Genomic DNA, 20,631 nt, shown 5'->3' with positions numbered 1-20,631 from the left:
CGGTCAGGGTCCGGTCAGGGACCAGTCGAGGGGGTCGCCGTCGCTGAGGCTGGCGTCGGCGACGGTGTCGGTGGCGGAGACCGGCCAGTGGCCGCCCGGGTAGACGGTGCCGTCCGTGAGGCGGCCGAGCAGGGCGAACTGTTTGCGGCGGACCTGGTCCAGCTCGCGGTGCAGGGCATGGTTGAGCACCTTCTCGGCGGCCATGAACTCCTCCAGGGCGGCCAGGGCCAGGGCCGCGCCGGCCGGGGCGGTCAACGGGGCCGTCGTCGCGGCCGCCGCGACGGCGAGGCTCGTGGCCAGGCCCGTCGCGGCGGAGATGAGGGCGCTCCAATACGCGGCCAGGACCGCGGACGCGGTGCGCAGGGAGTCGGCGGTGTCGGCGGCGACCGACTCGGTCAGCTCCAGCGCGGCGTGCTGGGACGGCAGGGTGTTGCGGTAGGCGGTGGCGGCCGAGCCGCGCCAGTGGTCGTCGGCGTGGACGAAATCGGCCGTGAACGACGCGACCCGGGTGCCGACCGGGGCGGCGACGGTGGTGCGCCAGCGGTCGGCGGCCTGCCACAGGGCCAGCGGATCGCCGGGGTCGGCGAGCATCGGGCGGACCTGGGCGTAGGCATCCGCCGCCGCGCGGTCCAGCGCGGCCAGCGTCGCGTCCAGCGGCGCGGCGAGCGGGCCGAGCAGGTGCAGCCAGCCGCGGCAGCGGGCGACGATCTGGCCGGAGTGCTCGGCGGCCTTCTCCAGCTGCCGGCCGACGGCCCGCACGAGCTGCGGGAAGTTTCGACCGTTTTCGTTCACCGGGATCACCAGGCCCGGAACATCGCGTGGACGGCGTTGCGTTCGTCGTTCTCGTAGGCGTCGGCGGCCTGGTGCAGGGCCAGGCCGGTCGCCGCGGTGCAGCGGCCGGCCTCGGACAGCAGCGCGGCGACGGCGGACTGCAGCTCGGAATACACCCGCAGGAGGCCGGTCATGTCGGCCGCGGCGGACAGGCGGGTGGCGTCCAGGGTCAGCCCGGCGGCGCTCGTGCCGGCGGTGGCGGCCGTCGCGGACGCCTCGATCCAGGCGGTGGCGTCAGTGCGCAGGGCGGCGATCGCGGCCCGGATGGTCGTGGGCTCCGGTGGCGGTGACATGCCTCCACCCCACCACGGCCCTCGATACGGCGTGAAGCACGAACTTCAGCCTGTGGATAACTCAGGCGTCGTCGTTGCGGCGCCAGGAGTCGACGTAGATCGCGATCAGGATCAGCACGACGGCCGCCAGGCCGAGGATGATCCAGACGAATACGGCATCTCCCCGCATGGCGGAACGGTACCGAAGGCGGGCCCTGCGGGGCGTCGCACGCACGGGTGACACTGGGCTTGGTACCGTCCGCAGCGATGACCACGCGATTCGTCCTGGACAACACCCGGCTGGCGCCGGTGCCGCTCGCGCCCGAAGTGCGGCTACGGCTCGCCGACGAGGCGATCGAGCTGTGGGAGCGGACCGAAACCGATCAGGGCGGGCAGATGCCGCCGCCGTTCTGGGCGTTCGCCTGGGCGGGCGGGCAGGCCCTGGCGCGATACGTGCTGGACAACCCGCACCTGATCGCGGGCCGCACCGTGCTCGATCTGGCCGCCGGGTCCGGGCTGGTGGCGATCGCGGCGATGAAGGCCGGCGCGGCGCGGGTGACCGCGGTGGAGATCGACCCGCTCGCGGTCGCCGCGATCGGGATCAACGCCGAGGCCAACGGGGTCGACGTCACCCCGCTGCTGGCCGACGTCCTCGAGCAGGAGCCGGACGCGGAGGTGGTGCTCGCCGGGGACGTCTTCTACAGCCGCGAGATGACCCGGCGGATGCTCGGCTACCTGCGTCGCGCCGCGAGCTCGGGCGCGACCGTGCTCGTCGGCGACCCGGGCCGGGCCTACCTGCCCCGCGAGCATCTGACGCTGGTGGCCGAGTATGACGTACCGGTACCGCAGACGCTCGAAGACGCCCCGGTCAAGCGCACCGTCGTGTGGTCGGTCAACCGGTAGTTGACAATCCTCCCCGCCCTAAAGAAGGACGGGGATTCCCTTGGTCACCCTCGGGGGTTCCTGCTTCGCCGACGACTGCCCCGTCCGAGAGGATTCTCGTTGAGGTCTTACACCGTCTCCACAGGCGATCACGGAGAGCCCCTCCGCGAGGATGTTACCGGCCGCGTTGACGTCACGGTCGTGGGTCTGCCCGCATCGGCACGTCCACGACCGCACGTGCAGCGGCATCCGCTCAGCAAGCGCACCACACGCCGAGCACAGCTTCGACGACGGGAACCAACGGTCCACGACAACCAGGGCCCGGCCATACCAGTCAACCTTGTACTCGAGCAAGGTGCGCAACTGCCGCCAGGCCGCGTCGCTGACAGCGCGGGCCAAGTGGTGGTTTTTGACCATGTTGCGCACGGTCAGGTCCTCGATCACGATCGTTTGGTTCTCACGAACGAGCCGAGTGCTCAGCTTGTGCAGGTGGTCCCGGCGGCGGTCGGTGATCCGGGCGTGGACGCGGGCGACCTTGAGCCGGGCCTTGGCCCGATTCGCGGAACCCTTCTCCTTGCGGGCCAGTTCCCGCTGCGCGCGAGCCAGCCGGGCCCGGTCGGCTCGTTCGTGGCGGGGGTTGGTGATCTTCTCTCCGGTGGAGAGGGTGAGCAGGCTGTCCAGGCCGGCGTCGATGCCGACCGCGCCCGTGGCCGGGACCTGCTCGATCACATCGAGGCAGAGCAGGGACACGAACCAGCGGCCGGCCGCGTCCTGCGACACGGTCACCGTAGACGGCGAAGCACCCTCCGGCAGCGGCCGAGACCAGACAATGTTCAAGGGCTCGGTCATCTTCGCCAGCGTGAGCCGACCGTCGCGGTACTGGAACGCGCTGGTGGTGTACTCCGCCGACCGGCGCGACCTCTTCTTGGATTTGAACGTCGGATACTTGGCCCGCTTGGCCCAGAAGTTCGTGAACGCCACCTGCAGGTGCCGCAGCGCCTGCTGCAACGGTACGGACGAGACCTCGTTGAGGAACGCCAACTCCTCGGTCTTCTTCCAGCCGGTCAGCAGAGCCGAGGTGGCGTTGTAGTTGACCCGTTCCTGGCGCAGCGTCCACGCCTCGGTGCGGGCCTGCAACGCCATGTTGTAGACCCGCCGGACACACCCGAACGTCCGGGCAAGCTCACAAGCCTGCTCAGCACTTGGGTAGAAGCGGTACTTGAACGCCCGCCTCACGGCCCTGGCCACGGCTCACACGATAGCGGTCCCGCTTGTGAACCTTGCGGTGACACGCGGGGAGACACCGATCCGCCTTGGCGGCGGATCGACTTGCCCTGTCCTGCTCCGCAGGGGTTCCGTTTCCTCTCCGACCTGAAGGCCGGAGAATCCACGGAAGGAATCCGATGAGCACCCCCGAGCGCCGCACCCCGCCCGGCCTGCCCAGCGTCGCGGACGGCTCCGCCGACTTCACCGAGGCCTGGCTGGCCAACCGGCGCCTGTCGGCGCACACCCGCGCCGCGTACCGCCGCGACGTGCAGCAGTTCCTCGGCTGGTGCGCCGGCCGCGACCTGGACCCGCTGCGCGCCTCGTTCCTGCACGTCAACGCGTACGCCCGGGATCTGGAGTCCACCGTGGACGGCCGGACCGGGCGGGTGCTGGCCCCGGCGAGCGTGGCGCGGAAGCTCTCGGCGCTGTCGAGCTGGTACGCGTTCCTGGTGCGCCTGGAGGCGGTGGCCGCGAACCCGGTCGGCGGCGCGGACCGGCCGCGGGTGGCCCGGGACGTGTCCTCGACGATCGGGCTCAGCGCCGCCGAGGTCGACGCGATGCTCGCCGCGGCCGAGCGCCTCGACGGCCCGACCGCCGCCCGCGACCGGGCGGTGCTCGCGCTGCTGGCCGACCTGGGGCTGCGGGTCGGCGAGGTGGTGGCCCTCGACGTCGGGGACCTCGGCGCGGAGCGCGGCCACCGCACCGTGCGGTTCACCGGCAAGGGCGGCAAGGCCCGGCGGCGGGCGCTGACCCCGGCGGTCGTGCGGGCCCTCGACGATTTTCTGGCCGTGCGCGGCGACGTGCCCGGCCCGCTGTTCACGACCGCGACCGGCGGGCGGGTCGACCGGCACGCCGTGTTCCGGCTGGTCCGCCGCCTGGCCCGGGACGCCGGCGTGCCCGCGTGGGAGCGGCTGTCGCCGCACTCGCTGCGGCACGCGTTCGCGACCACGGCCCGCGACGAGGGCGTGCCGCTGGAGGACGTGCAGGACGCGATGGGGCACGCGGATCCGCGCACGACCAGGCGGTACGATCGCGACCGATACAACCTCGACCGTGACCCGGCCTACACTTTGGCCGCGGCCCGTTCCCGTCGGTCGAGGTCGTGATTACCGTCGGTAGGCGATTTTTCGGGGGATGTTAGCGTAAGGGAAGCAGCGGAAACGGCCCGCCCGGCGCGTGTCAGATCAGCTGGTCGAAGCCCGCGTGCAGGTCCGCCGACACGTCCGACCGGCCGAGCCGGCGCAGGATCCACAGCGACGCCACCAACGCCGGCCGCTCGTCGCCGCGCTCGGCCGCCCACGCGGCGTGCTCCAGCAGCAGTGCCGCCGTGAGCGCGTGCCCGAGCCGCAGCGCCAGCTCCCGCGCCCCGGCGACCACCCGGGCGTCGCGCGGGTCGACGGCCGCTGTCGCCAGGTCGGTGGCCAGCCGGCCGGTCGCGGCGGCCAGGGCCTCGGCGGCGCCCGGCAGCCGGTGCGTGGCGGCGTCGGCGGCCGCGGCGAGGCGCAGCAGCAGCGGCTTCGCGCCGTCGCCGGACGCGAGGGCGCGCAGCACGTCGACGGCGAGCACGTTCGTGGTGCCCTCCCAGATCGGTAGCACCTGGGCGTCGCGCAGCAGCCGCGGGATGCCGGTGTCCTCGACGTAGCCGGCGCCGCCGAAGCACTCGAGGTATTCGCTGGCGGAGGCGACCGCGAGCCGGCCGGTGGTGAGCTTCGCCAGCGGCGCGGCCAGGCGCAACTCCGCGGCGGCGGCCGCGTCGCCGTGCTCGGCCCGGCCCAGCAGCGCGAACGCGTGCATCGCCAGGGCGAACGCGCCCGCCGCGTCCACCGCGAGGCCGCCGAGGGTGGCCCGGTGCAGGGGGTTGCCGGCCAGCGGGCCGCCGGCGACGGTGCGCTCGGCGGCGTAGCTCAGCGCGTACTCCAGGCCGCGGCGCATCCCGCCGGCCGCCGCGGCCGCGTTGTGCAGGCGGGTCACCACGACCAGCGTCATCATCGTGGCTAGGCCCGGCCGCGCGGGGTCGGTGAGGGGGAACCCGGGGGTGGCGTCGAGACGGACCTCGCCGGTCGGGACCGCGCGGGTGCCCAGCTTGTCCTTGAGGCGCAGAACCTGCAGGCCGGGCGCGGGTGAGCGGCCGTCCGCGGCGTAGCGCGGCACCAGGAACGGCACCAGGTGGCGGCTGCCGGGGCCGGCGCCCTCGGGGCGGGCCAGGGCGACCGCCATCGCCGAGTCGATCGCGGAGCAGAACCACTTGTCGCCGGTCAGCACCCACCCACCCGTGCCGTCGGGGGCGGCCGTGGTGGTGGAGCGGGCGATGTCGGAGCCGCCCTGCGACTCGGTCATCCACTGCCCGGACGTGACCGCGGTCCCCGGGTCGGTCGAGACCAGCCGGGCCAGCCACTCGCCCTGCGCACCCGCCTGGGTGAGCAGGGCCGCGGCGCCGTCGGACATCGCGACCGGGCACGAGAACGTCGCCGACTCCGGGCCCCACAGGTGCAGCAGCGCGTGCTGCACGACCCGGGCGCCGGGGCCCCAGGCGGCGCGGGCGTGCGGAAGGTACGGCAGCGCGACGACCGCGTGCCGGGCCGCCGCGGCCCGCTGTGCCTGCCAGCCGGCGCAGGTGTCGACCCGCTCGATCCGCTCACCCCACGCGTCGAAGCGGGTCAGCGTCGGCGGGTGCGTCTCGGCGTCGTGGTGCGCGGCCCGCAGCGGGCCCAGGACCTCGGCGGACAGGTCCGCCAGACGCTGCTTGGCGGCGGCGTGCCCGTCCTCGCCGAGCAGCCGGTCCAGCCAGCCGCGCAGCTGGGGGTCGGCGGTGTACGGGTCACGCAGCGACGGCCCGGTCTGCACGAATCGCGTCATGCCTCACACGTTACCGCCCAGTACGTTCACGATACTTGACGACGTGACCCTGCACATCGACACGGCGCAGCGCCGGGCCCGGCTGGCCTGGCGGCACGGGCTGGCCGGGGCGGTACCACCCGGCAAGAGCCCCGAGGACGTCGCCGCCGACCTCGTCGCGCTGCACGCCACCGACCCGGCGACCGTGCACCTGTCTGTCGCGGCGCGCCTGCACCAGCCCCTCGTCGCGAACGTGGAGGAGGCGCTGTACGAGCGCCGCACCCTGCTGCGGATGCTCGGCATGCGCCGCACCATGTTCGTCGTCCCGGCCGGGTTCGCCGCCGTCGTGCAGGCCGGCGCCACCCGCGCCGTCGCCGCCGAGCAGCGCAGGCTCCTCGTCAAGCACCTCGTCGAGACCGGGGTCGGCGACGCCGCCTGGCTGCAGGACGTGTCCGAGTCCACCTATGAGGCGCTGCGCCGCCGCGGCAGCGCCACCGCCGCGCAACTGGCCGCCGACGAGCCCCGGCTACGCAGCCTCCTGGTGTTCCCGCAGGGCAACCAGTACGTCACCAGCCGGGTGCTGTTCCTGCTGGCCGCCGACGGCCGCATCGTGCGCGGCCGGCCCGTCGGCACCTGGATCAGCAGCCAGTACGCCTGGTCGTGCCTGCCCGACTGGCTCCCCGAACCCCTGCCGGAGCTCGACCCGGCGCAGGCCCGCACCGGGCTCGCCCGCGCCTGGCTGGCCCGGTTCGGCCCCGGCACCGCCGCCGACCTCAAGTGGTGGACCGGCTGGACGATGGCCCACACCCGCGCCGCGCTGCGCGCCCTGGACGCCGTCGAGGTCACCCTCGACGGCGGCGAGACCGGCTACGTCCTGCCCGAGGACACCGACCCGGTCCCCGACCCCGGGCCGTGGGTGGCGTTGCTGCCCGGCCTCGACCCCACGGTCATGGGCTTCCAGAGCCGGATGTGGTACCTCGGGCCGCACGCCCCGGCCCTGTTCGACCGCACCGGCAACGCCGGCCCGACGATCTGGTCCGGCGGGCAGATCGTCGGCGGCTGGGCGCAGCAGGCCACCGGCCGGGTCGTCACCGAACTGGTCGAGGACGTCGCGCCGGCCGCGCGCAAGGCGGTCACCCGCGCCGCGGAGGAGCTCGAGGGCTGGCTCGACGGCGTGCGGGTGACGCCACGCTTCCGCGCACCCCTGGAGAAGCGGCTCGCCGGATAGCTTACGGTCATGGCCATGACGTTGGGGAGCTGGGCGCTGGCCGCGCTCGCGGCGGGCTACACCCTCATCCGGGTCCTCGGCGCCGAGCGCGGGACGCCGCTGGTGCAGCTCATGACGTACACCCCATATGCCGCCGCCGGCCTGCTCGCGGCCGCGACGGTCGTCCTCGCCCTCGGCGCGACCGCCCCGGGCCTGACCCTGGCCGCCTGCGGCCTGATCCTCGCCGTGCTGGTCGCGCCCCGGATGATCCCCGGCCCGCGCCCGGGCGGCGGGGTACGCCTGCGGGTGATGTGCGCGAACCTGCTCTTCGGCCGCAGCGCCACCCCGGCGTTCGTCGAGCAGCTGAAGGTCGACGACATCGACGTCCTGGCGGTGCAGGAGCTGACCGCCGAGGGCCTGGCGGTGCTGGACGAGGCCGGCATCGAGGACCTGCTGCCGCACCGCGTGGTGCGGCCCCGCCCCGGCGGCGGAGGATCCGGCCTGTTCAGCCGCCACCCGATCACCGACCCGGCGGTGCGCACGCTCGGCCCGATCGTCCTGGCCCAGGCCTCGGCCACCGTCCACGCCCCCGGCGCCGGCCCGGTCCGCATCGAGTCGGCGCATCCGTACCCGCCGCGGCCGGGCCACATGCACCAGTGGGCGCAGAACATCGTCGACCAGACGCCGCCGGACCCGGCCGGCCCGCCGCGGGTCCTGCTGGGCGACTTCAACTCGACCCTGGACCACGCGGTCCTGCGCCGGCTGCTGCGCGGCGGCTACCGGGACGCGGCCGCGTCGCGGGGCCGCGGCCTGGCGATGACCTGGCCGTGCCGCACCGAGACCCTGCCGTTCTGGACCCCGCCGGTGACCCTGGACCACGTCCTGGTCGACCCGCGCATCGGCGTGCGCGAGTTCGGCACCCGCCCGGCGGGCCCGAGCGACCACCGCCCGGTGGTGGCCGAGCTCGTCCTCCCGCCGGCCTGACGGCTGCGTCGGTCACTCGATGAGGTCGCGGACCTTCGCGGTCAGCTCGGCCAGGCGGGCGTCGGCTCGGCCGCGCTGGTGCCGGATCCACTGCTTGCCCTCGGCGGCGATGCCCTCCAGGACGTTCAGGGTGTGCGGCAGCCCGGACGCGTCGAGCGCGAGCGCGGACAGGGTCCACGGATCCTCGCCGTCGAGCAGGGAGTCGTCACTCGCGTCGGTGACCCGGACGCTGATCGGCTCGCCGCTGATCAGCGTCAGCTCGAACGTCTGCCGCTGGCGGGCGAGGCCGTCGATGCGGACGGTCGCGACCGCGTCGTAGCGGTAGTTGAGCCGCTGGGTGGGGTGAGCGGTGGCGTTGATGAGGTCGAGGTCGATGTCGACCTGGCGCACACCGTCCTCGGTGAGCAGGAACAGCAGCAGGCGGTACCGCGAACAGCGCCACGGTCCCCGCCGGACCCGGGCGCGGCGCGCGCCTGGCGCCGGGGCCTCGATGAACGCGTGCGCGATCACCTGGCTCGGCTTGAGCCGGTACTGTCGCATCGCCTCGTCGACCAGCAGCTTGCGGTCGCACTCCAGCCACGCGGCGATTTCCGCGTCGGACGGCTTGCCGGCCAGCTTGCGCCGCCAGCGCTCGAAGGCGGCCGACCGCTCGGCGAGCTCCCGGCGCCGATCGCCCTGCTCCATTCGCACCCGCCGATACTCGAAGACGATCCTGAACCACGCGACGGGTCCGGCGGCAGCGCATGCGACGGCCGCCGCCACGGTCAGCGTTGCGCTCACCGGCGCCGCCACGACCGCGGCGGGCACGACCACCAGGCTCGCCACGATGGCGGCCGCCAGCCCGGCGACGCAGGCGGCCCGGGTCGTCGCCGGCGTTCGCAGCTCCTGCCGGTAGGCGGTCAGGGTGCCGTTCTCCCAGCGGCGGCGGACGTCGCCGACGAGGTACCGGATCAGCCAGGCGATGGACCCGGCGCTGGTGCGTTGCTCCCGGTAGATCTCGACAATCTCGTCGCGCAGCTTCCGCCGGATGCCGGCGGTCGCCGACAGCCAGTCGCAGCGGTCGGTGTCCCGCGGCACATAGCGGCGGAAGTACCGGTCGAACCGGGCGTCGACGTCGCGGGTGAAGCCGCCGCCGGCCGCGAGTTCGGCGCGGGGGCGGGGCGGCGACCACAGCTCGGCGTCCTTGGCCCGGCGCCGCCCGATCCGCAACCGCCACTCGGCACCGGTGACGATCGCGACGGCGGCCGCCGCCAGGATCACGAGATAGGCGGTGATCGGCCAGAACTCGCCGTGGCGCAGCAGCAACCGGCCGAGGTTGCCCAACGCCAGGACGAACCCGGCCGCGCAGGCGCCGCCGAGCACCCAGCCGCCGGGGTCGAACGCGGCCGGCCGGACCGGACGCACCCGCGGCGGCGTGGGCGAGGGCTCGAAGAACGTCCATGCCCGGCTCGCCCGGTCGTTCGTCGTGCGCTCGGCCGTGGCACGCTCGATCGACCGGTGCCACAGCTGGTCCTCCAGTGGGCCCTCCAGCAGCAGGCTCAGGTGGTCGAGGATCTTGTTGCGCTGTGCCGGTGGCAGGCCGTCCAGCTCCTTGAGGAGCAGTTCCGTTGTCGTGGTGCCGAACGAATCGAGCAGCCGCAGGATCGCCCGCAGGCCGAGCGTCCAGGCGTCGCCGCCCGACAGGTGCGGGACACGGTCGCAGATCGCGTCGAGGCGGGCGAGGTCCTCGTTGCCCAGTTGCCGCAGCGTCCGGCCGCTCAGCACCGCCACCAGCAGGTGGAAGCGAACCTCGTCGGTCTCGTAGCCGCGGGCGATCGCCTGCTCGATGTGCTCTCGTGCCTTGGCCGGCACCCGGGCGTCGAGGTAGCCGACCCCGGTGCGGAACCACTCCTCGGGCGAGGTCTCCGACGTCACCTGGTAGTTGAAGACGTCGCCGTGGACGACGTTGGCCTGGACGCCGACGGTGGCCTCGTCCATGGCGACGTTGGTGCTGGCCGCGGCCGTCATGCCAGGCTCCGCGCCGCCGCGATGATCGCGGCCACGCCGGCGGCGAGTTCGGCGACGTCGGCGACCAGGCCGCGTAGCCGCTTCAGGGTGACCAGCAGCCCGCCGGGGCCGCGGCCGGCGTCGTCGCGCAGGCACTCGCCGGCGAGCTTGAGTTCGGCCTCCGCGGCGGTGAAGGTCGGCGCGTCGAGACGGCCGTCGCGGTGGGCCGACTCCACCCGGCGGCGCAGTTGGTCGAGCAGCGTCGCCAGGTCGTCCTGCGTCCGGTCCCCGGCCGTGCCGATCGTGATGCCGCCGAATACCTGCCCGGCCTGCACGCTGACCCGGGCGTTGCCGGTGGCGATGTTCGTGACCGGCATGTGCGCGGGCTCCGTCCGGTCGACGTTCGCGGCGGTGTTCCCGGCCGCCGCGTGGTTCGCGATCAGATCGTCGGCGAGGGCGACGGCGAACGCGGCGGCGTTGGCCGCCGCCCGCGGCTGCCAGGATCTGCCGTCGGTGCTGGTCTTGGTTCCGTCGGCCCGGTCGCTGATCCCGCGGACGACGATGACGGGCAGGGCCCGGTTGAGGTGGCCGGCCTGCGCGACGCCGGCCGCCTCCATCTCGATGGCGAGGGCGTCGTTGTAGTGCTCGCGGACCCAGCGGGCGTGGTCGGACACGGCCGAGTCCTGAACGACCTCGCCGGCGGCGATGGGCCCGAAGTGCACCGTCGGGACCGCTTCGCCGGCGCGGTCGCCGGCCCACGCGCCGGTGCGGATCAGCCGCTGGGCGAGCTGCCCCGCGCCGTGCGCGATCTCCCAGGTGCGCGGGCGGGCGCTCATGCCGTCGTCCTCGCTGGTGCCGCCATGGTAGGCGTAGACCTGCGAGGCCACGACGACGTCGCCGAGCCCGATGCTCGGCCACAGGCGGCCCGCGATCCCGGCGAACACCACCGCGACCGGGGCGAACTCGGTCATCGCGCGCTCGGCCAGCACCGCCGCCGGATGGTTGCCCTTGCCCACCAGGCCCAGCGCGGCCCGGCCGCCCCCGGGCAGCCACCCGACCTCGAACAGCGTCCCGGCGGGGTGCCGGTGCTCGCGGAGCCCGTGCAGCCGGGCCCGCACGGCGTTGTACTCGAGGTTCAGCGCCGTCAGGATCACCACCGGGGCGCCGCTCACGTTCGGGCCCCGAGCACGGCGGGGCGCACGATCGGCGGGTGCAGCCGGGTGCTCGCCCCCGGCCGGAACAGCCGGGCCGGGCGTCCGCCGCCGTCTCGCTTGAACGGGCCGGCCGGCGTGATGAACCCGTCGGCGCTTTGCACCTTGCGGTAGAAGTTGCGCGGGTCGAGCCGGACGCCCCACACGGTCTCGTAGACGTCCTGCAGCTCGGCGATGGTGAACGTGGGCCCGCAGAACGCGGTCGCCAGGGCGGTGTCCTCCAGCTTGCCCCGGGCCCGCTCGACGCCGTCGCCGACGATGTGCCGGTGGTCGAACGCGAGCCCGATCTCCCCGGCGAGCACCAGGTCGGTGGCGGTCCAGGCGGCCCCGGCGGCGTCGGTGCCGGCCACCGGTTCCGGCAGGCGCGGCGCGATCGCCAGGTAGGCGACGGAGACGACCCGTCCGCGGGGGTCGCGTCCGGCAGCGCCGTAGACGCCGAGTTGCTCCAGGTGCAGCGGATCCGGCGGGATGCCGGCCTCCTCCGCCAGCTCGCGCCGGGCCGCGGCCAGGATGTCCTCCCCGGCGTGGGCGAGGAAGCCGCCGGGCAGTGCCATCGTGCCCCGGTAGGGTTCGACGCCGCGCTCGACGAGCAGGACCTGCAGCCGCTCGCCGCGCAGGGTGAGGATGACCATGTCCACCGCGAGCAGGACGGCCGGTGGTTGCCATGCATCGTCAGACATGGATGGACGGTAGTTTTCCTGTCAGTGTGACAGGAAGGGCTGCCGCGCTGATTCGCACATGGCGCGAATCAGCGGATGCCGGCGATCAGACGAGGCGGAGCTGGCCTTCGGCGCGGGCGGCCGGGCCCAGGTTGCCGGTGCGGTGGTGGCGGCGGCACAGGACCTGGTAGTGCACGTCGGCCGGGGGAGTGTCCACCGCGCCGTCCGCGGCCGTGTCGCCGATCACGACCTGGTCGCCCGCCCGCGCGATGACGCCGTCGACCACGCGGGCGTTGAGCAGGCCGGCGCGGCCGCACCAGCACAGGACCTCGACCTGGACCCGGGTGACCTCGTCGGCCAGCTCGAACAGCCGCTGGGCGGCCGGGAACAGGGCCGTGCGGAAGTCGGTGGCCAGGCCGAAGGCGTACACGTCGACGTCGGAGTCGTCGACCAGGTCCGCCAGTTGCTCGATCTGCTCGACGGTGTAGAAGCTCGCCTCGTCGCAGATGAGATAGTCGACCCGGATGCCGCGGGCCCAGCGGTCGCGGACCAGGGTGCGCAGGTCCAGGCCGGCGACGTCGACGGCGTCCTTGCCCAGGCCGATCCGGGTCGACAGGCGCCCGGGGCCGTCGCGGTCGATGGTGGTCAGGACGAGGCCGTGGCGGCCCTGCCGGGCGTGGTTGTAGTCCATCTGCAGCGCGAGGGTGGATTTGCCGCAGTCCATCGGGCCGTAGAAGAACTTCAGCCGGCCGCCGCGGCGGGTGCGGCTGTCGTCCTGGCCCGGGCGCGAGCGGGAATCGCTGCTGGCTACGCAGGCATCGGGGTCGTCGTCGGTTGGCGTCACGGCGTGGAAGCCTACTTGGCGCAGCGCTCGTCGATGGCCCGCAGGAGCGCCGCGACGTCGGCGCGTTCCGTGACGCCCATCGCTTCGTACAGCCGGTGGGCGGCCTGCAGCCGCCGGCGGGACAGGCGCGGGTCGTCGGTACACACGCCGAGGCCGTGGTAGGCGCGGGCCTGCTCGTAGCGGTACCCGACCCGCTTCGCCCGCTCCAGCGCCCGCGCGTACTCCAGCTTCGCCTCGTCGCAGCGGCCCACGGCGTGCAGGCCGGCGCCGAGGTTGTTGCCGGCCAGGCAGCCGCAGTGCGGGTCGAGGTGCTCGGCCTCGCGCAGCGCATCGGTGAGCAGGGCCAGGCCCTCACGGGTCTCGCCGAGCTCGACGAGGCTCAGCCCGAGGGTGCTGCGGGCCTCGCACACGACGGCCGGGCCGACCTCCGGCCCGCCGTGGTGGATGATCCAGCGCAGCAGCAGCGCGGCGAGGCGGTGCTGGCCGCGCCGCCGGCGGATCAACGCGAGCTCGAACGCGCCGTGGATGGCCAGCTGCGCGGAGTCGGTGGCGCGGCCGGCGGCGTGGGTCTGCCGGGCCGCGATGAGGGCCTCGTCGGTGCGGCCGAGCTGGCGCAGGACCGCGATGAGGCAGCTCCACTGGCCGCCGAAGACCCTCGCGTCCGCAGCGTAGATCGGCACGAGGGCGTCCTCGAGCAGCGCGAGGGCCTCGGTGAGCCGGCCGGCGAACTGGTACACGGCGGCGAGGTTGCTCTTGGCCCGCAGGCCCCAGGCCGGGTCCTCGGCGATGGCGACGAGGTGCCGGGCGGCGTCGTCCTGGTAGCCGGCCCGGGCGTAGGCCGAGGCGAGGTAGTTGTGGGTCATGGCGAGCAGGTCGCCGTCGCCGAGCGCCTCGGCCGCGGCGAGCGCCCGGCGGTGCAGCTCCAAATTGACGTCGTTCATCGAGGTGCGGAACAGGTATCCCCACAGTGCCCGGGTCAACAGGCACGTGTGCCGGTGCAGGCCGAGCCGGTCGGCCAGGTGCGTGACGCCGATCAGGTTGCCGATCTCCAGCTCGAGCCAGCGGCGGGTGCCGGCGAGGTCGGCGAAGCGCGGCACCCAGGGCAGCTCCGGGCCCGAGTCGATCGCCCCGCGGTGGCGCATCTGCTCCCACGGGCGGGTCGCGGCGGCCGCGGACTGCAGGTAGAGGTCCAGCATCCGCCGGGTGGCGGCGTCGCGCTGCGGGTCGGCGGCGGCGAGGTGAGCGGCGTACTCCCGCAGCAGGTCGTGCAGCCGGAACCGGCCGGCGACGGGCTCGATGAGCAGGTGCGCGTCGACGAGCCGGCCGAGCAGCTCGTCGGCGTCGCGGATGCTCAGCTCGGCCAGCGCCGCTGCGGCCCGGACCGCGAACTCGCCGGACGGGTGCAGGCCGATGAGGCGGAACAACCGCCGGGCCCGCTCGTCCAGCTGCCGGTACGACAGGTCGAACGCGGCGTGCGGGGAGCGGCCGTCGACGGTGAGGTCGATCGGGGACGGGTTGGCCTGCCGCAGCCGGACGGCGAGGTCGGCCACGCTCCACGACGGCCGGTGCGCCAGCCGGGCCGCGGCCAGGCGCAGCGCGAGGGGCAGGCCGCCGCAGAGCCGGACGACCTCGGCCGTCGCGTGCGGGTCGTCCTCGGCCCGGGCCCCGACCACGGTTGTGACGAACCGGGCGGCGTCGCTGTCGTCGAGCACGTCGATGGAGACGCTGTACGCCCCGTCGAGCCCGCCGAGGCGCCGCCGGCTGGTGACGATGACCAGGCTCGCCGACGCGCCGGGCAGCAGCGGGGTGACTTGGTCCGGGTCGGCGGCGTTGTCGAGCACGACGAGCATGCGACGCTGGGCGAGCTCGCTGCGCCAGCGGGCGACGCGCTCGTCGGGGTCGGCGGGGATGCGCCCGGGGTCGACGCCGAGGTGGCGCAGCAGCAGCCCGACCGCGTCGTGGGCGGCCAGCGGCGGGCGTTCGCTGTGGGCGCGCAGGTCGACGAAGAGCCGCCCGTCGGGATAGCGGTCGGCGACGAGGTGCGCGACGTGCACGGCGAGGCTGGTCTTGCCGACGCCGGCCATGCCGTCGACGGTGAGCACGACGGGGACGTCGTCGCGGCCGGGGCGGGCGGCGGCGGCGAGCCGGGCGACGAGGTCGTCGCGGCCGGAGAAGTCGGCGATGTCGCGGGGCAGCGTCCACGGGGCGGGGCCGGGCACGGCCAGCCCGGGCTGGGCCACGGGCGCCCGGCCGAGCAGCGCGGGCGGGCCGGGCGCCCGCCCGCCCGGCGACTTCGGCGGGGCCGGCTGCAGCAGCCCGCGGTACAACTCCTGCAACGCCGCGCTGGGCGCGAGCCCCAGCTGCTCGTCCAGGGTCTGCGCGAGGCGCAGGTAGACGGCGATCGCGTCGGCGGTCCGCCCGACCCGGGCCAGCGCGGTCATGAGCTGGCCGTGCAGGCGCTCCCGCAGCGGGTGCTGCTCGGCGAGGCCGGTGAGCTGGCTGATCAGCTCGGCGTGCAGGCCCAGCTGCAGCTCCACGTCGAGGCAGTCCTCCAGGGCGCTGCCCCGCCGCTCCTCGAGCGCGACGGCGGCGGCCTGGACGCTGGGACTGTCGAGGCCGGCGAGGGCCGGGCCGCGCCACAGCTCGAGGGCGTCGCGGAAGTGCTTGCGGGCGGTGTGCAGCTCCCCGGCGGCCACGGCGGCGCGGCCGTCGGCGACGAGCTGGGCGAAGACGAGGGTGTCCAGGGCGTCGTCGGCGACCTCGGCGCGGTAGCCGGCGGTGTCGGTGTGGATGGCGCCGGGCAGCTGGCGGCGCAGCCGGGACACGCAGGTGTGCAGCTGGGCGCGGGCGGTGGCGGGGGCGTTGTCGCCCCAGATGGCGTCGACGAGCCGGGGCCGGGTGACGACCCGGTTGGGCTGCAGCAGCAGCATGACCAGCAGGACCCGGTCGCGGGCCGCCGAGATCTCCAGCCGCCGGCCGGCGACGTCGAGCTCCAGCGGACCGAGCAGCCGGTATCGCACGATCCGAACAGTAACCCAGGGTGTCACGTACCCGACACCGCTCGGTCAGACACCTGTCACAAGCGGGCGGGCGGGGTGTTGCCGGCCTGCTCGATGGCGCGGCGGATCGGCACGAACGCCAGGGTGATGCCGCCGGCGACGAAGAAGACCAGCAGCGCGACGATCGCGACCCGGTAGCTGCGGGTAAGGTCGTAGGCCAGGCCGAACGCGAGCGGGCCGAGCCAGCTGGTGCCCCGGTCGGAGATCTCGTAGATGCCGAAGTACTCGCCCTCCTTGCCCTTGGGGATGAGCTGGGAGAACAGCGAACGGGACAGGGCCTGGCTGCCGCCGAGGACGATCCCGATGCCGCCGCCGAGGATCAGGAACGGCACGGCTTCGCCGGCGGGCAGGAAGTACGCGGCGACGACGACGGCCGTCCACAGCACCAGGCTGATGAGGATCGTCTTCCAGGCGCCGTAGACGCGGGCCAGGCGGCCCATGAGCAGCGCGCCGGCGAAGGCGAGGAACTGCACCATGAGGATCGTGGGCACCAGGACGCTGTCGGCGAGCTTGAGCTCCTCGGTGCCGTACAGGGCGGCCAGGGAGATGACGGTCTGGATGCCGTCGTTGTAGATGAGGTACGCGACGAGGAAGAACAGCGTCAGCGGGTACGCCCGCAGCCCCTTGAGGGTGTGCCACAGCTGCCGGAACCCGTCGGTGACCGCGTTGGCGCGGCGCGCACCGAGGTCCTCCGGGTCGGCGACGGGCCGGTTGCGCAGCGCGAGCATCGGGATGGTGGTGAACCCGGCCCACCACAGCCCGGCCGAGACGATGCTGTAGCGCGCCACCTCCCCGGTCGTCAGGCCCAGGGAGTCCTTGGCGAGCACGGCGGCCACGTTGAGCAGCAGCAGCAGGCCGCCGCCGAGGTAGCCCCAGGCCCAGCCGAAACTGGAGACGCGGTCGCGGTCCTCCTCGTCGGCGATCTGGGGCAGGAAGGAGTTGTACACCACGACGGACGCCCCGTACGTGATGTTGGCGAGCAGGAACAGCACCGCGCCGAGCAGGTACCGGTCGCCGGTGAGGAACAGCATCGCGATGGTGGACCCGGCGCCGAGGTAGGCGAACAGGGCCAGCAGTTCCTTCTTGCGCGGCGTGCGGTCGGCGATGGCGCCGGCGACGGGCAGCACGAAGACGGTGAGCAGCACCGACAGCGACACCGTGTACGGGAACAGGGCGCCGGGGGCGATGGCGATGCCCAGCGGGTGGATGACGGCGTCGTCGCAGGCGTCGCCGTCGCAGCCGGCCGCGGACTCGGCGATGCCGGTCAGGTAGGGGCCGAGGAAGACGGTGATGACACTGGTCTGGAACGCCGAGTTGGCCCAGTCGTAGAAGTACCAGCCGGTCCGCTCGCGGCGGGTGCTGAGCCGTGCTTCCTCCACAGTGGACACGATCGACCCTTCCCGGCGCGCTCAGTGCCAGATGCCGCGCTCGAGGTACACCTCGCGCAGCACCTCGATGTGATCGGTCATGATGCCATCAACACCGAGGTCGAGGAAATGGCCGATCTCCTCCGGCCGGTCGATGGTCCACAGGTGCACCTGCAGCCCCACCCGGTGGCAGTAGTCGACGAACCGGCGGCTGACGAGGGGCAGGGCGCCGTACTTCGGCGGGACCTGCACCGCCACGACCGTCCCGGCGGGCGTGTATCGCCGCCCGACCTGGTACGACGCCCACAGTGCGGTGACCTCGCGCATGCCCATGGACGTGGCCACCTGCGGCCCGGCGAGGGCCCGCAGGCGGCTCAGCCGGGCGGAGGAGAACGAGGCGAGCAGGACCCGCCCGTGGGCCTTGACGCGCTCGACGGCCTCGACCGTCGGCCCCACGGCATGCTCGGTCTTCGCGTCGATGTTGAACCGGATGTCCGGATATTCGGCGAGGACCTCATCGAGGCGGGGGACGACGGCTGCCCCGCCGACCCGTTCGGTCGCCAGGTCCGCCCACCGTAAGTCGATCATCCGACCCGGGCGCCCCAGGAGCCGCTCCAGCGTGTCATCGTGGAACACGACCGCGACCCCGTCGGCGGTGGCGTGCGTGTCGGTTTCGATGTACCGGTAGCCCAGCCCGGCAGCACGGGCGAAGGCCGCTGTCGTGTTCTCGTCACCGTCCGCCGCTCCGCCGCGGTGGGCGAAGCCCAGCGGTCCTGGGGCGTCGAGGTAGGGCACCTGCGATCTCACGCGGTCAGTATGCAGTGATCTCCGGTCAACTTTACGCAACGGCGGGTTACGGCGGGCTTGACGGCCGACGCAGAGCGTGGAACGGCAAAGGTAGGGTGACGCACATGCGCGTGCTCGGCATCGACTTCGGCACGTCGAACACGGTCGCGATGGTCCGCACCACGGCGGACGCGCGGATGCGACCGCTGCTGTTCGACGGTTCCCCCTTGCTGCCCTCTGCCCTGTACTTCAACACCGACGGGAAGGTCCTGGTCGGGCGGGATGCCGAGCGCAACGCCCGGCTCGACCCGGCCCGCTTCGAGCCTAACCCGAAGCGGCGCATCGACGACGGCGAGGTGTTCATCGGCGACCATCCGATGCCCGTGCCGCGCCTGTTCGCACACGTGTTGTCGCAGGTGAACACCGAGGCCCGGCGGCAGCTGGGCGCGGCGCCGGACGAGGTGCGCCTCACCCACCCGGCCCGGTGGGGCGAGCGGCGCCGGTCGCTGCTGGTCGAGGCGACCCGGATCGCCGGCCTGGGCACGCCGCGGCTGATCGCCGAGCCGGTCGGCGCGGCGTCGTACTTCACCGCGGTGCTGGGCTCGGCGGTGCCGGTCGGGCGGAGCCTGGCCATCTACGACCTCGGCGGCGGCACGTTCGACGCGACCGTGGTCCGCCGCACCCAGTCCGGCTTCGAGGTCCTGGCCGAGGACGGCCTGGCCGACATCGGCGGCCTCGACTTCGACCACGCGATCATCGAGCACCTCGGCAAGACGTATTCGCAGAGCCACACGGAGAAGTGGGCGGCCCTGGCCAACCCGACCGACGCCTCCGACCGGCGGCTGCGGCGGATGCTCTACGAGGACGTGCGCGGGGCGAAGGAGATGCTGTCGCGCACCGCGTCGGCCGACATCCACCTGCCGTCGATGGAGGTCGACGCGCACCTGACCCGCGAGGAGCTCGAGACGCTCGTCCGGCCGTATCTGGAGCGGACCGTCGCCTGCCTGCGCCGGGCGATCGAGTCGGCGCGGCTGCAGCCCAAGGACATGGTCGGCATCTTCCTCGTCGGCGGCTCGTCGCGGATCCCCCTGGCCGCCCACCTGATCCACACCGAGCTGGGCGTGGCCCCGACGACCCTGGAGCAGCCGGAGACGGTCGTGGTGGAGGGGGCGCTGTGCATCGGCGCCGCGGTCCCCCCGGGCCGCACCTCGGGCACCCCGCGCACCGTCACGCCGCCCCCGGCGCCGCAGCCGCCGCAGCGGTCGATGCAGGCCCAGCACGCACCGGTGTCGGCCACCCCGATGTCCGGGGTGCCGGTGTCGCCGGCGGTCCGCCCGCCGGTGGTGCCGCAGCGGCCGATGCCGCAGCCCGTGGTCCAGCAACCGGTCGTGCAGCGCCCGCCCGTGGTGCAGCAGCCGCCGGTCCAGCAGCCCGTCTTCCGGCCGCAGCCGCCCGTGCAGCAGCCGGTCGTGCAGCGCCCGCCCGTGGTCCAGCAGCCGGTGGTGCCGGCCCGCCCGGGGCCGTTCCCGCCGCAGGCCGCCCGGCAGGCTCCGGCGGCGCAGGGCGAGACGGGGGAACGCAACTGGATCGCCGTGATCGTGGTGGTCCTGGTCCTGGTCGCGATCCTGTTCGTGATCCTGCTCTTCACCGCGCTGGGCTGATCGCCGCGAACAAGGGCGGCGGTTGTACCTCATGAGGTACAACCGCCGCCCTTGTCGTTGGCTCGTTACTGTGGCGCCCAGAAGGTCGCCAGGCTGCTCGTCGCCGGGTCGTCGGAGCCCAGCAGCAGGCTCCACGGGTCGGCGCCGGACGGCATCTCCAGGTGCTCGTACTCGGCGAGCCCGGCGGGCTCGGCCGGGGAGTGAACGGCCGGGTCGAACGCGGCGGACAGGCTGTGGTCGGGGCCGCCGAGGACGTCGGCATCGGACCACGGGAAGCCGTCGACGGGCTCGGGCGGGTCCTGCAGGTGCAGCTCCTCGGGGAACTGGACCTCGTGCCAGGCCGGGTCGTCGGCGGACGCGTCGACGTCGGGGTCGGTGCCGAACGCCTCGTGGTGCCCGTCGTCGGTCGCGCCGTCGACGTGCCCGTCGCTCAAGTGCAGGACGTGATCGGCGGGCTCCTGGTGATCGGCCGGGTCCTCGTGATCGCCGGGCTCGCCCGTGTCGTCGTGGCCGTGCACGGCCTCGTCGTACTCCGCGGTGGCGTGCTCGGTGCCCAGCGGCTCCTCGAGGTCGTCGTGGGAGCCGCCGTCGATGTGCCCGTCGCTGAGGTGCTGGCCGGGCCCGCCGAGGTCCTCGTGACCGATCCCGTCGTCGCCGAAGCCGGTGCCGTAGTCCTCGCCGTAGCCGCCGTGCAGGTCGTGCCCGGCGTCGCCGCCGAGGTCAGCGGTGTCGGCGTCGTCGCCGCCCTCCGACCATTCCCAGTGCCCGTCCAACGTCAACC

At 73.9% G+C, this 20,631-nt stretch carries 17 protein-coding genes; 5 read left to right on the top strand and 12 right to left on the bottom strand.

What is annotated here, in order from left to right; translation table 11 throughout:
- Positions 1 to 3: 3 nt before the first annotated feature.
- Both ACQPY0_RS30530 and ACQPY0_RS30525 read right to left on the bottom strand, forming a co-directional pair.
- Positions 4 to 792, bottom strand: coding sequence for a hypothetical protein (locus ACQPY0_RS30530; RefSeq protein ID WP_432967934.1), 789 nt, complete (start codon positions 790 to 792; stop codon positions 4 to 6).
- Positions 793 to 797: 5 nt separating this feature from the next.
- Positions 798 to 1,124, bottom strand: coding sequence for a hypothetical protein (locus tag ACQPY0_RS30525; protein WP_432967932.1), 327 nt, complete (start codon positions 1,122 to 1,124; stop codon positions 798 to 800).
- A 246-nt stretch (positions 1,125 to 1,370) separates the two neighbouring features.
- Here ACQPY0_RS30525 and ACQPY0_RS30520 point away from each other — a divergent pair, with 246 nt between their 5' ends.
- Positions 1,371 to 2,006, top strand: a complete 636-nt coding sequence (locus ACQPY0_RS30520) for a class I SAM-dependent methyltransferase (protein ID WP_432967929.1) — start codon at positions 1,371 to 1,373, stop codon at positions 2,004 to 2,006.
- 18 nt (positions 2,007 to 2,024) lie between these two features.
- Here ACQPY0_RS30520 and ACQPY0_RS30515 read toward each other — a convergent pair whose 3' ends face one another.
- Entirely contained in the window at positions 2,025 to 3,233 is a 1,209-nt protein-coding gene (locus ACQPY0_RS30515) for an RNA-guided endonuclease InsQ/TnpB family protein (protein WP_432967926.1), read from the bottom strand.
- 155 nt (positions 3,234 to 3,388) lie between these two features.
- Here ACQPY0_RS30515 and ACQPY0_RS30510 point away from each other — a divergent pair, with 155 nt between their 5' ends.
- The gene (locus tag ACQPY0_RS30510) at positions 3,389 to 4,357 is read left to right on the top strand and encodes a tyrosine-type recombinase/integrase (protein ID WP_432967923.1); all 969 of its coding nucleotides are present in this window, start codon (positions 3,389 to 3,391) and stop codon (positions 4,355 to 4,357) included.
- Positions 4,358 to 4,430: 73 nt separating this feature from the next.
- On the opposite strand, the gene ACQPY0_RS30505 is transcribed toward ACQPY0_RS30510, so the two are convergent.
- The gene (locus tag ACQPY0_RS30505) at positions 4,431 to 6,107 is read right to left on the bottom strand and encodes an acyl-CoA dehydrogenase family protein (RefSeq protein WP_432967920.1); all 1,677 of its coding nucleotides are present in this window, start codon (positions 6,105 to 6,107) and stop codon (positions 4,431 to 4,433) included.
- A gap of 43 nt (positions 6,108 to 6,150) precedes the next feature.
- On the opposite strand from ACQPY0_RS30505, the gene ACQPY0_RS30500 reads away from it, so the two are divergent.
- Both ACQPY0_RS30500 and ACQPY0_RS30495 read left to right on the top strand, forming a co-directional pair.
- Positions 6,151 to 7,314 (top strand): winged helix DNA-binding domain-containing protein, encoded by a 1,164-nt coding sequence (locus ACQPY0_RS30500; protein WP_432967917.1) that lies wholly within the window; start codon positions 6,151 to 6,153, stop codon positions 7,312 to 7,314.
- A gap of 15 nt (positions 7,315 to 7,329) precedes the next feature.
- A complete protein-coding gene (locus ACQPY0_RS30495) occupies positions 7,330 to 8,277 on the top strand; it encodes an endonuclease/exonuclease/phosphatase family protein (RefSeq protein ID WP_432967914.1) in 948 nt (315 codons plus the stop codon).
- Positions 8,278 to 8,289: 12 nt separating this feature from the next.
- On the opposite strand, the gene ACQPY0_RS30490 is transcribed toward ACQPY0_RS30495, so the two are convergent.
- From ACQPY0_RS30490 to ACQPY0_RS30460, 7 genes are all read right to left on the bottom strand, one after another.
- Positions 8,290 to 10,284 carry a hypothetical protein gene (locus ACQPY0_RS30490; protein WP_432967911.1) on the bottom strand — a complete coding sequence of 665 codons (1,995 nt, stop codon included), beginning with the start codon at positions 10,282 to 10,284 and terminating at the stop codon, positions 8,290 to 8,292.
- Complete coding sequence (locus ACQPY0_RS30485; RefSeq protein ID WP_432967908.1) at positions 10,281 to 11,435, bottom strand: purine phosphorylase; 1,155 nt, start codon at positions 11,433 to 11,435, stop codon at positions 10,281 to 10,283. Before ACQPY0_RS30485 ends, ACQPY0_RS30490 begins: the two co-directional genes overlap by 4 nt.
- Positions 11,432 to 12,154 (bottom strand): NUDIX domain-containing protein, encoded by a 723-nt coding sequence (locus ACQPY0_RS30480; protein WP_432967905.1) that lies wholly within the window; start codon positions 12,152 to 12,154, stop codon positions 11,432 to 11,434. Before ACQPY0_RS30480 ends, ACQPY0_RS30485 begins: the two co-directional genes overlap by 4 nt.
- 85 nt (positions 12,155 to 12,239) lie before the next feature.
- On the bottom strand, positions 12,240 to 12,977 hold the full coding sequence (locus ACQPY0_RS30475) for a thymidine kinase (protein WP_432967902.1): 738 nt from the start codon (positions 12,975 to 12,977) through the stop codon (positions 12,240 to 12,242).
- Between the two features lie 11 nt (positions 12,978 to 12,988).
- The gene (locus ACQPY0_RS30470) at positions 12,989 to 15,997 is read right to left on the bottom strand and encodes an AfsR/SARP family transcriptional regulator (RefSeq protein ID WP_432967899.1); all 3,009 of its coding nucleotides are present in this window, start codon (positions 15,995 to 15,997) and stop codon (positions 12,989 to 12,991) included.
- A 56-nt stretch (positions 15,998 to 16,053) separates the two neighbouring features.
- Positions 16,054 to 17,427 (bottom strand): MFS transporter, encoded by a 1,374-nt coding sequence (locus ACQPY0_RS30465; RefSeq protein ID WP_432995437.1) that lies wholly within the window; start codon positions 17,425 to 17,427, stop codon positions 16,054 to 16,056.
- Positions 17,428 to 17,445: 18 nt separating this feature from the next.
- On the bottom strand, positions 17,446 to 18,210 hold the full coding sequence (locus ACQPY0_RS30460) for a glycerophosphodiester phosphodiesterase family protein (protein WP_432967896.1): 765 nt from the start codon (positions 18,208 to 18,210) through the stop codon (positions 17,446 to 17,448).
- 104 nt (positions 18,211 to 18,314) lie between these two features.
- On the opposite strand from ACQPY0_RS30460, the gene ACQPY0_RS30455 reads away from it, so the two are divergent.
- Entirely contained in the window at positions 18,315 to 19,850 is a 1,536-nt protein-coding gene (locus ACQPY0_RS30455; RefSeq protein WP_432967893.1) for an Hsp70 family protein, read from the top strand.
- A 65-nt stretch (positions 19,851 to 19,915) separates the two neighbouring features.
- On the opposite strand, the gene ACQPY0_RS30450 is transcribed toward ACQPY0_RS30455, so the two are convergent.
- On the bottom strand, positions 19,916 to 20,629 hold the full coding sequence (locus tag ACQPY0_RS30450; RefSeq protein ID WP_432967890.1) for a hypothetical protein: 714 nt from the start codon (positions 20,627 to 20,629) through the stop codon (positions 19,916 to 19,918).
- Positions 20,630 to 20,631 lie beyond the last annotated feature (2 nt).

The sequence above is a fragment of the Dactylosporangium sp. CA-233914 genome (assembly GCF_050942935.1).
Classification (GTDB): Bacteria; Actinomycetota; Actinomycetes; order Mycobacteriales; family Micromonosporaceae; genus Dactylosporangium.
Note: the sequence above shows the minus strand (reverse complement) of the source record. Positions and strands in the feature narration are given on the sequence as shown.

Excerpts from the sequence above, each read along its gene's own strand:
- ACQPY0_RS30480 (WP_432967905.1), bottom strand. The coding sequence starts at position 12,154 with ATGTCTGACGATGCATGGCAACCACCGGCCGTCCTGCTCGCGGTGGAC.
- ACQPY0_RS30490 (WP_432967911.1), bottom strand. The coding sequence starts at position 10,284 with ATGACGGCCGCGGCCAGCACCAACGTCGCCATGGACGAGGCCACCGTC.
- ACQPY0_RS30455 (WP_432967893.1), top strand. The coding sequence starts at position 18,315 with ATGCGCGTGCTCGGCATCGACTTCGGCACGTCGAACACGGTCGCGATG.
- ACQPY0_RS30525 (WP_432967932.1), bottom strand. The coding sequence starts at position 1,124 with ATGTCACCGCCACCGGAGCCCACGACCATCCGGGCCGCGATCGCCGCC.
- ACQPY0_RS30520 (WP_432967929.1), top strand. The coding sequence starts at position 1,371 with ATGACCACGCGATTCGTCCTGGACAACACCCGGCTGGCGCCGGTGCCG.
- ACQPY0_RS30510 (WP_432967923.1), top strand. The coding sequence starts at position 3,389 with ATGAGCACCCCCGAGCGCCGCACCCCGCCCGGCCTGCCCAGCGTCGCG.
- ACQPY0_RS30505 (WP_432967920.1), bottom strand. The coding sequence starts at position 6,107 with ATGACGCGATTCGTGCAGACCGGGCCGTCGCTGCGTGACCCGTACACC.
- ACQPY0_RS30495 (WP_432967914.1), top strand. The coding sequence starts at position 7,330 with ATGACGTTGGGGAGCTGGGCGCTGGCCGCGCTCGCGGCGGGCTACACC.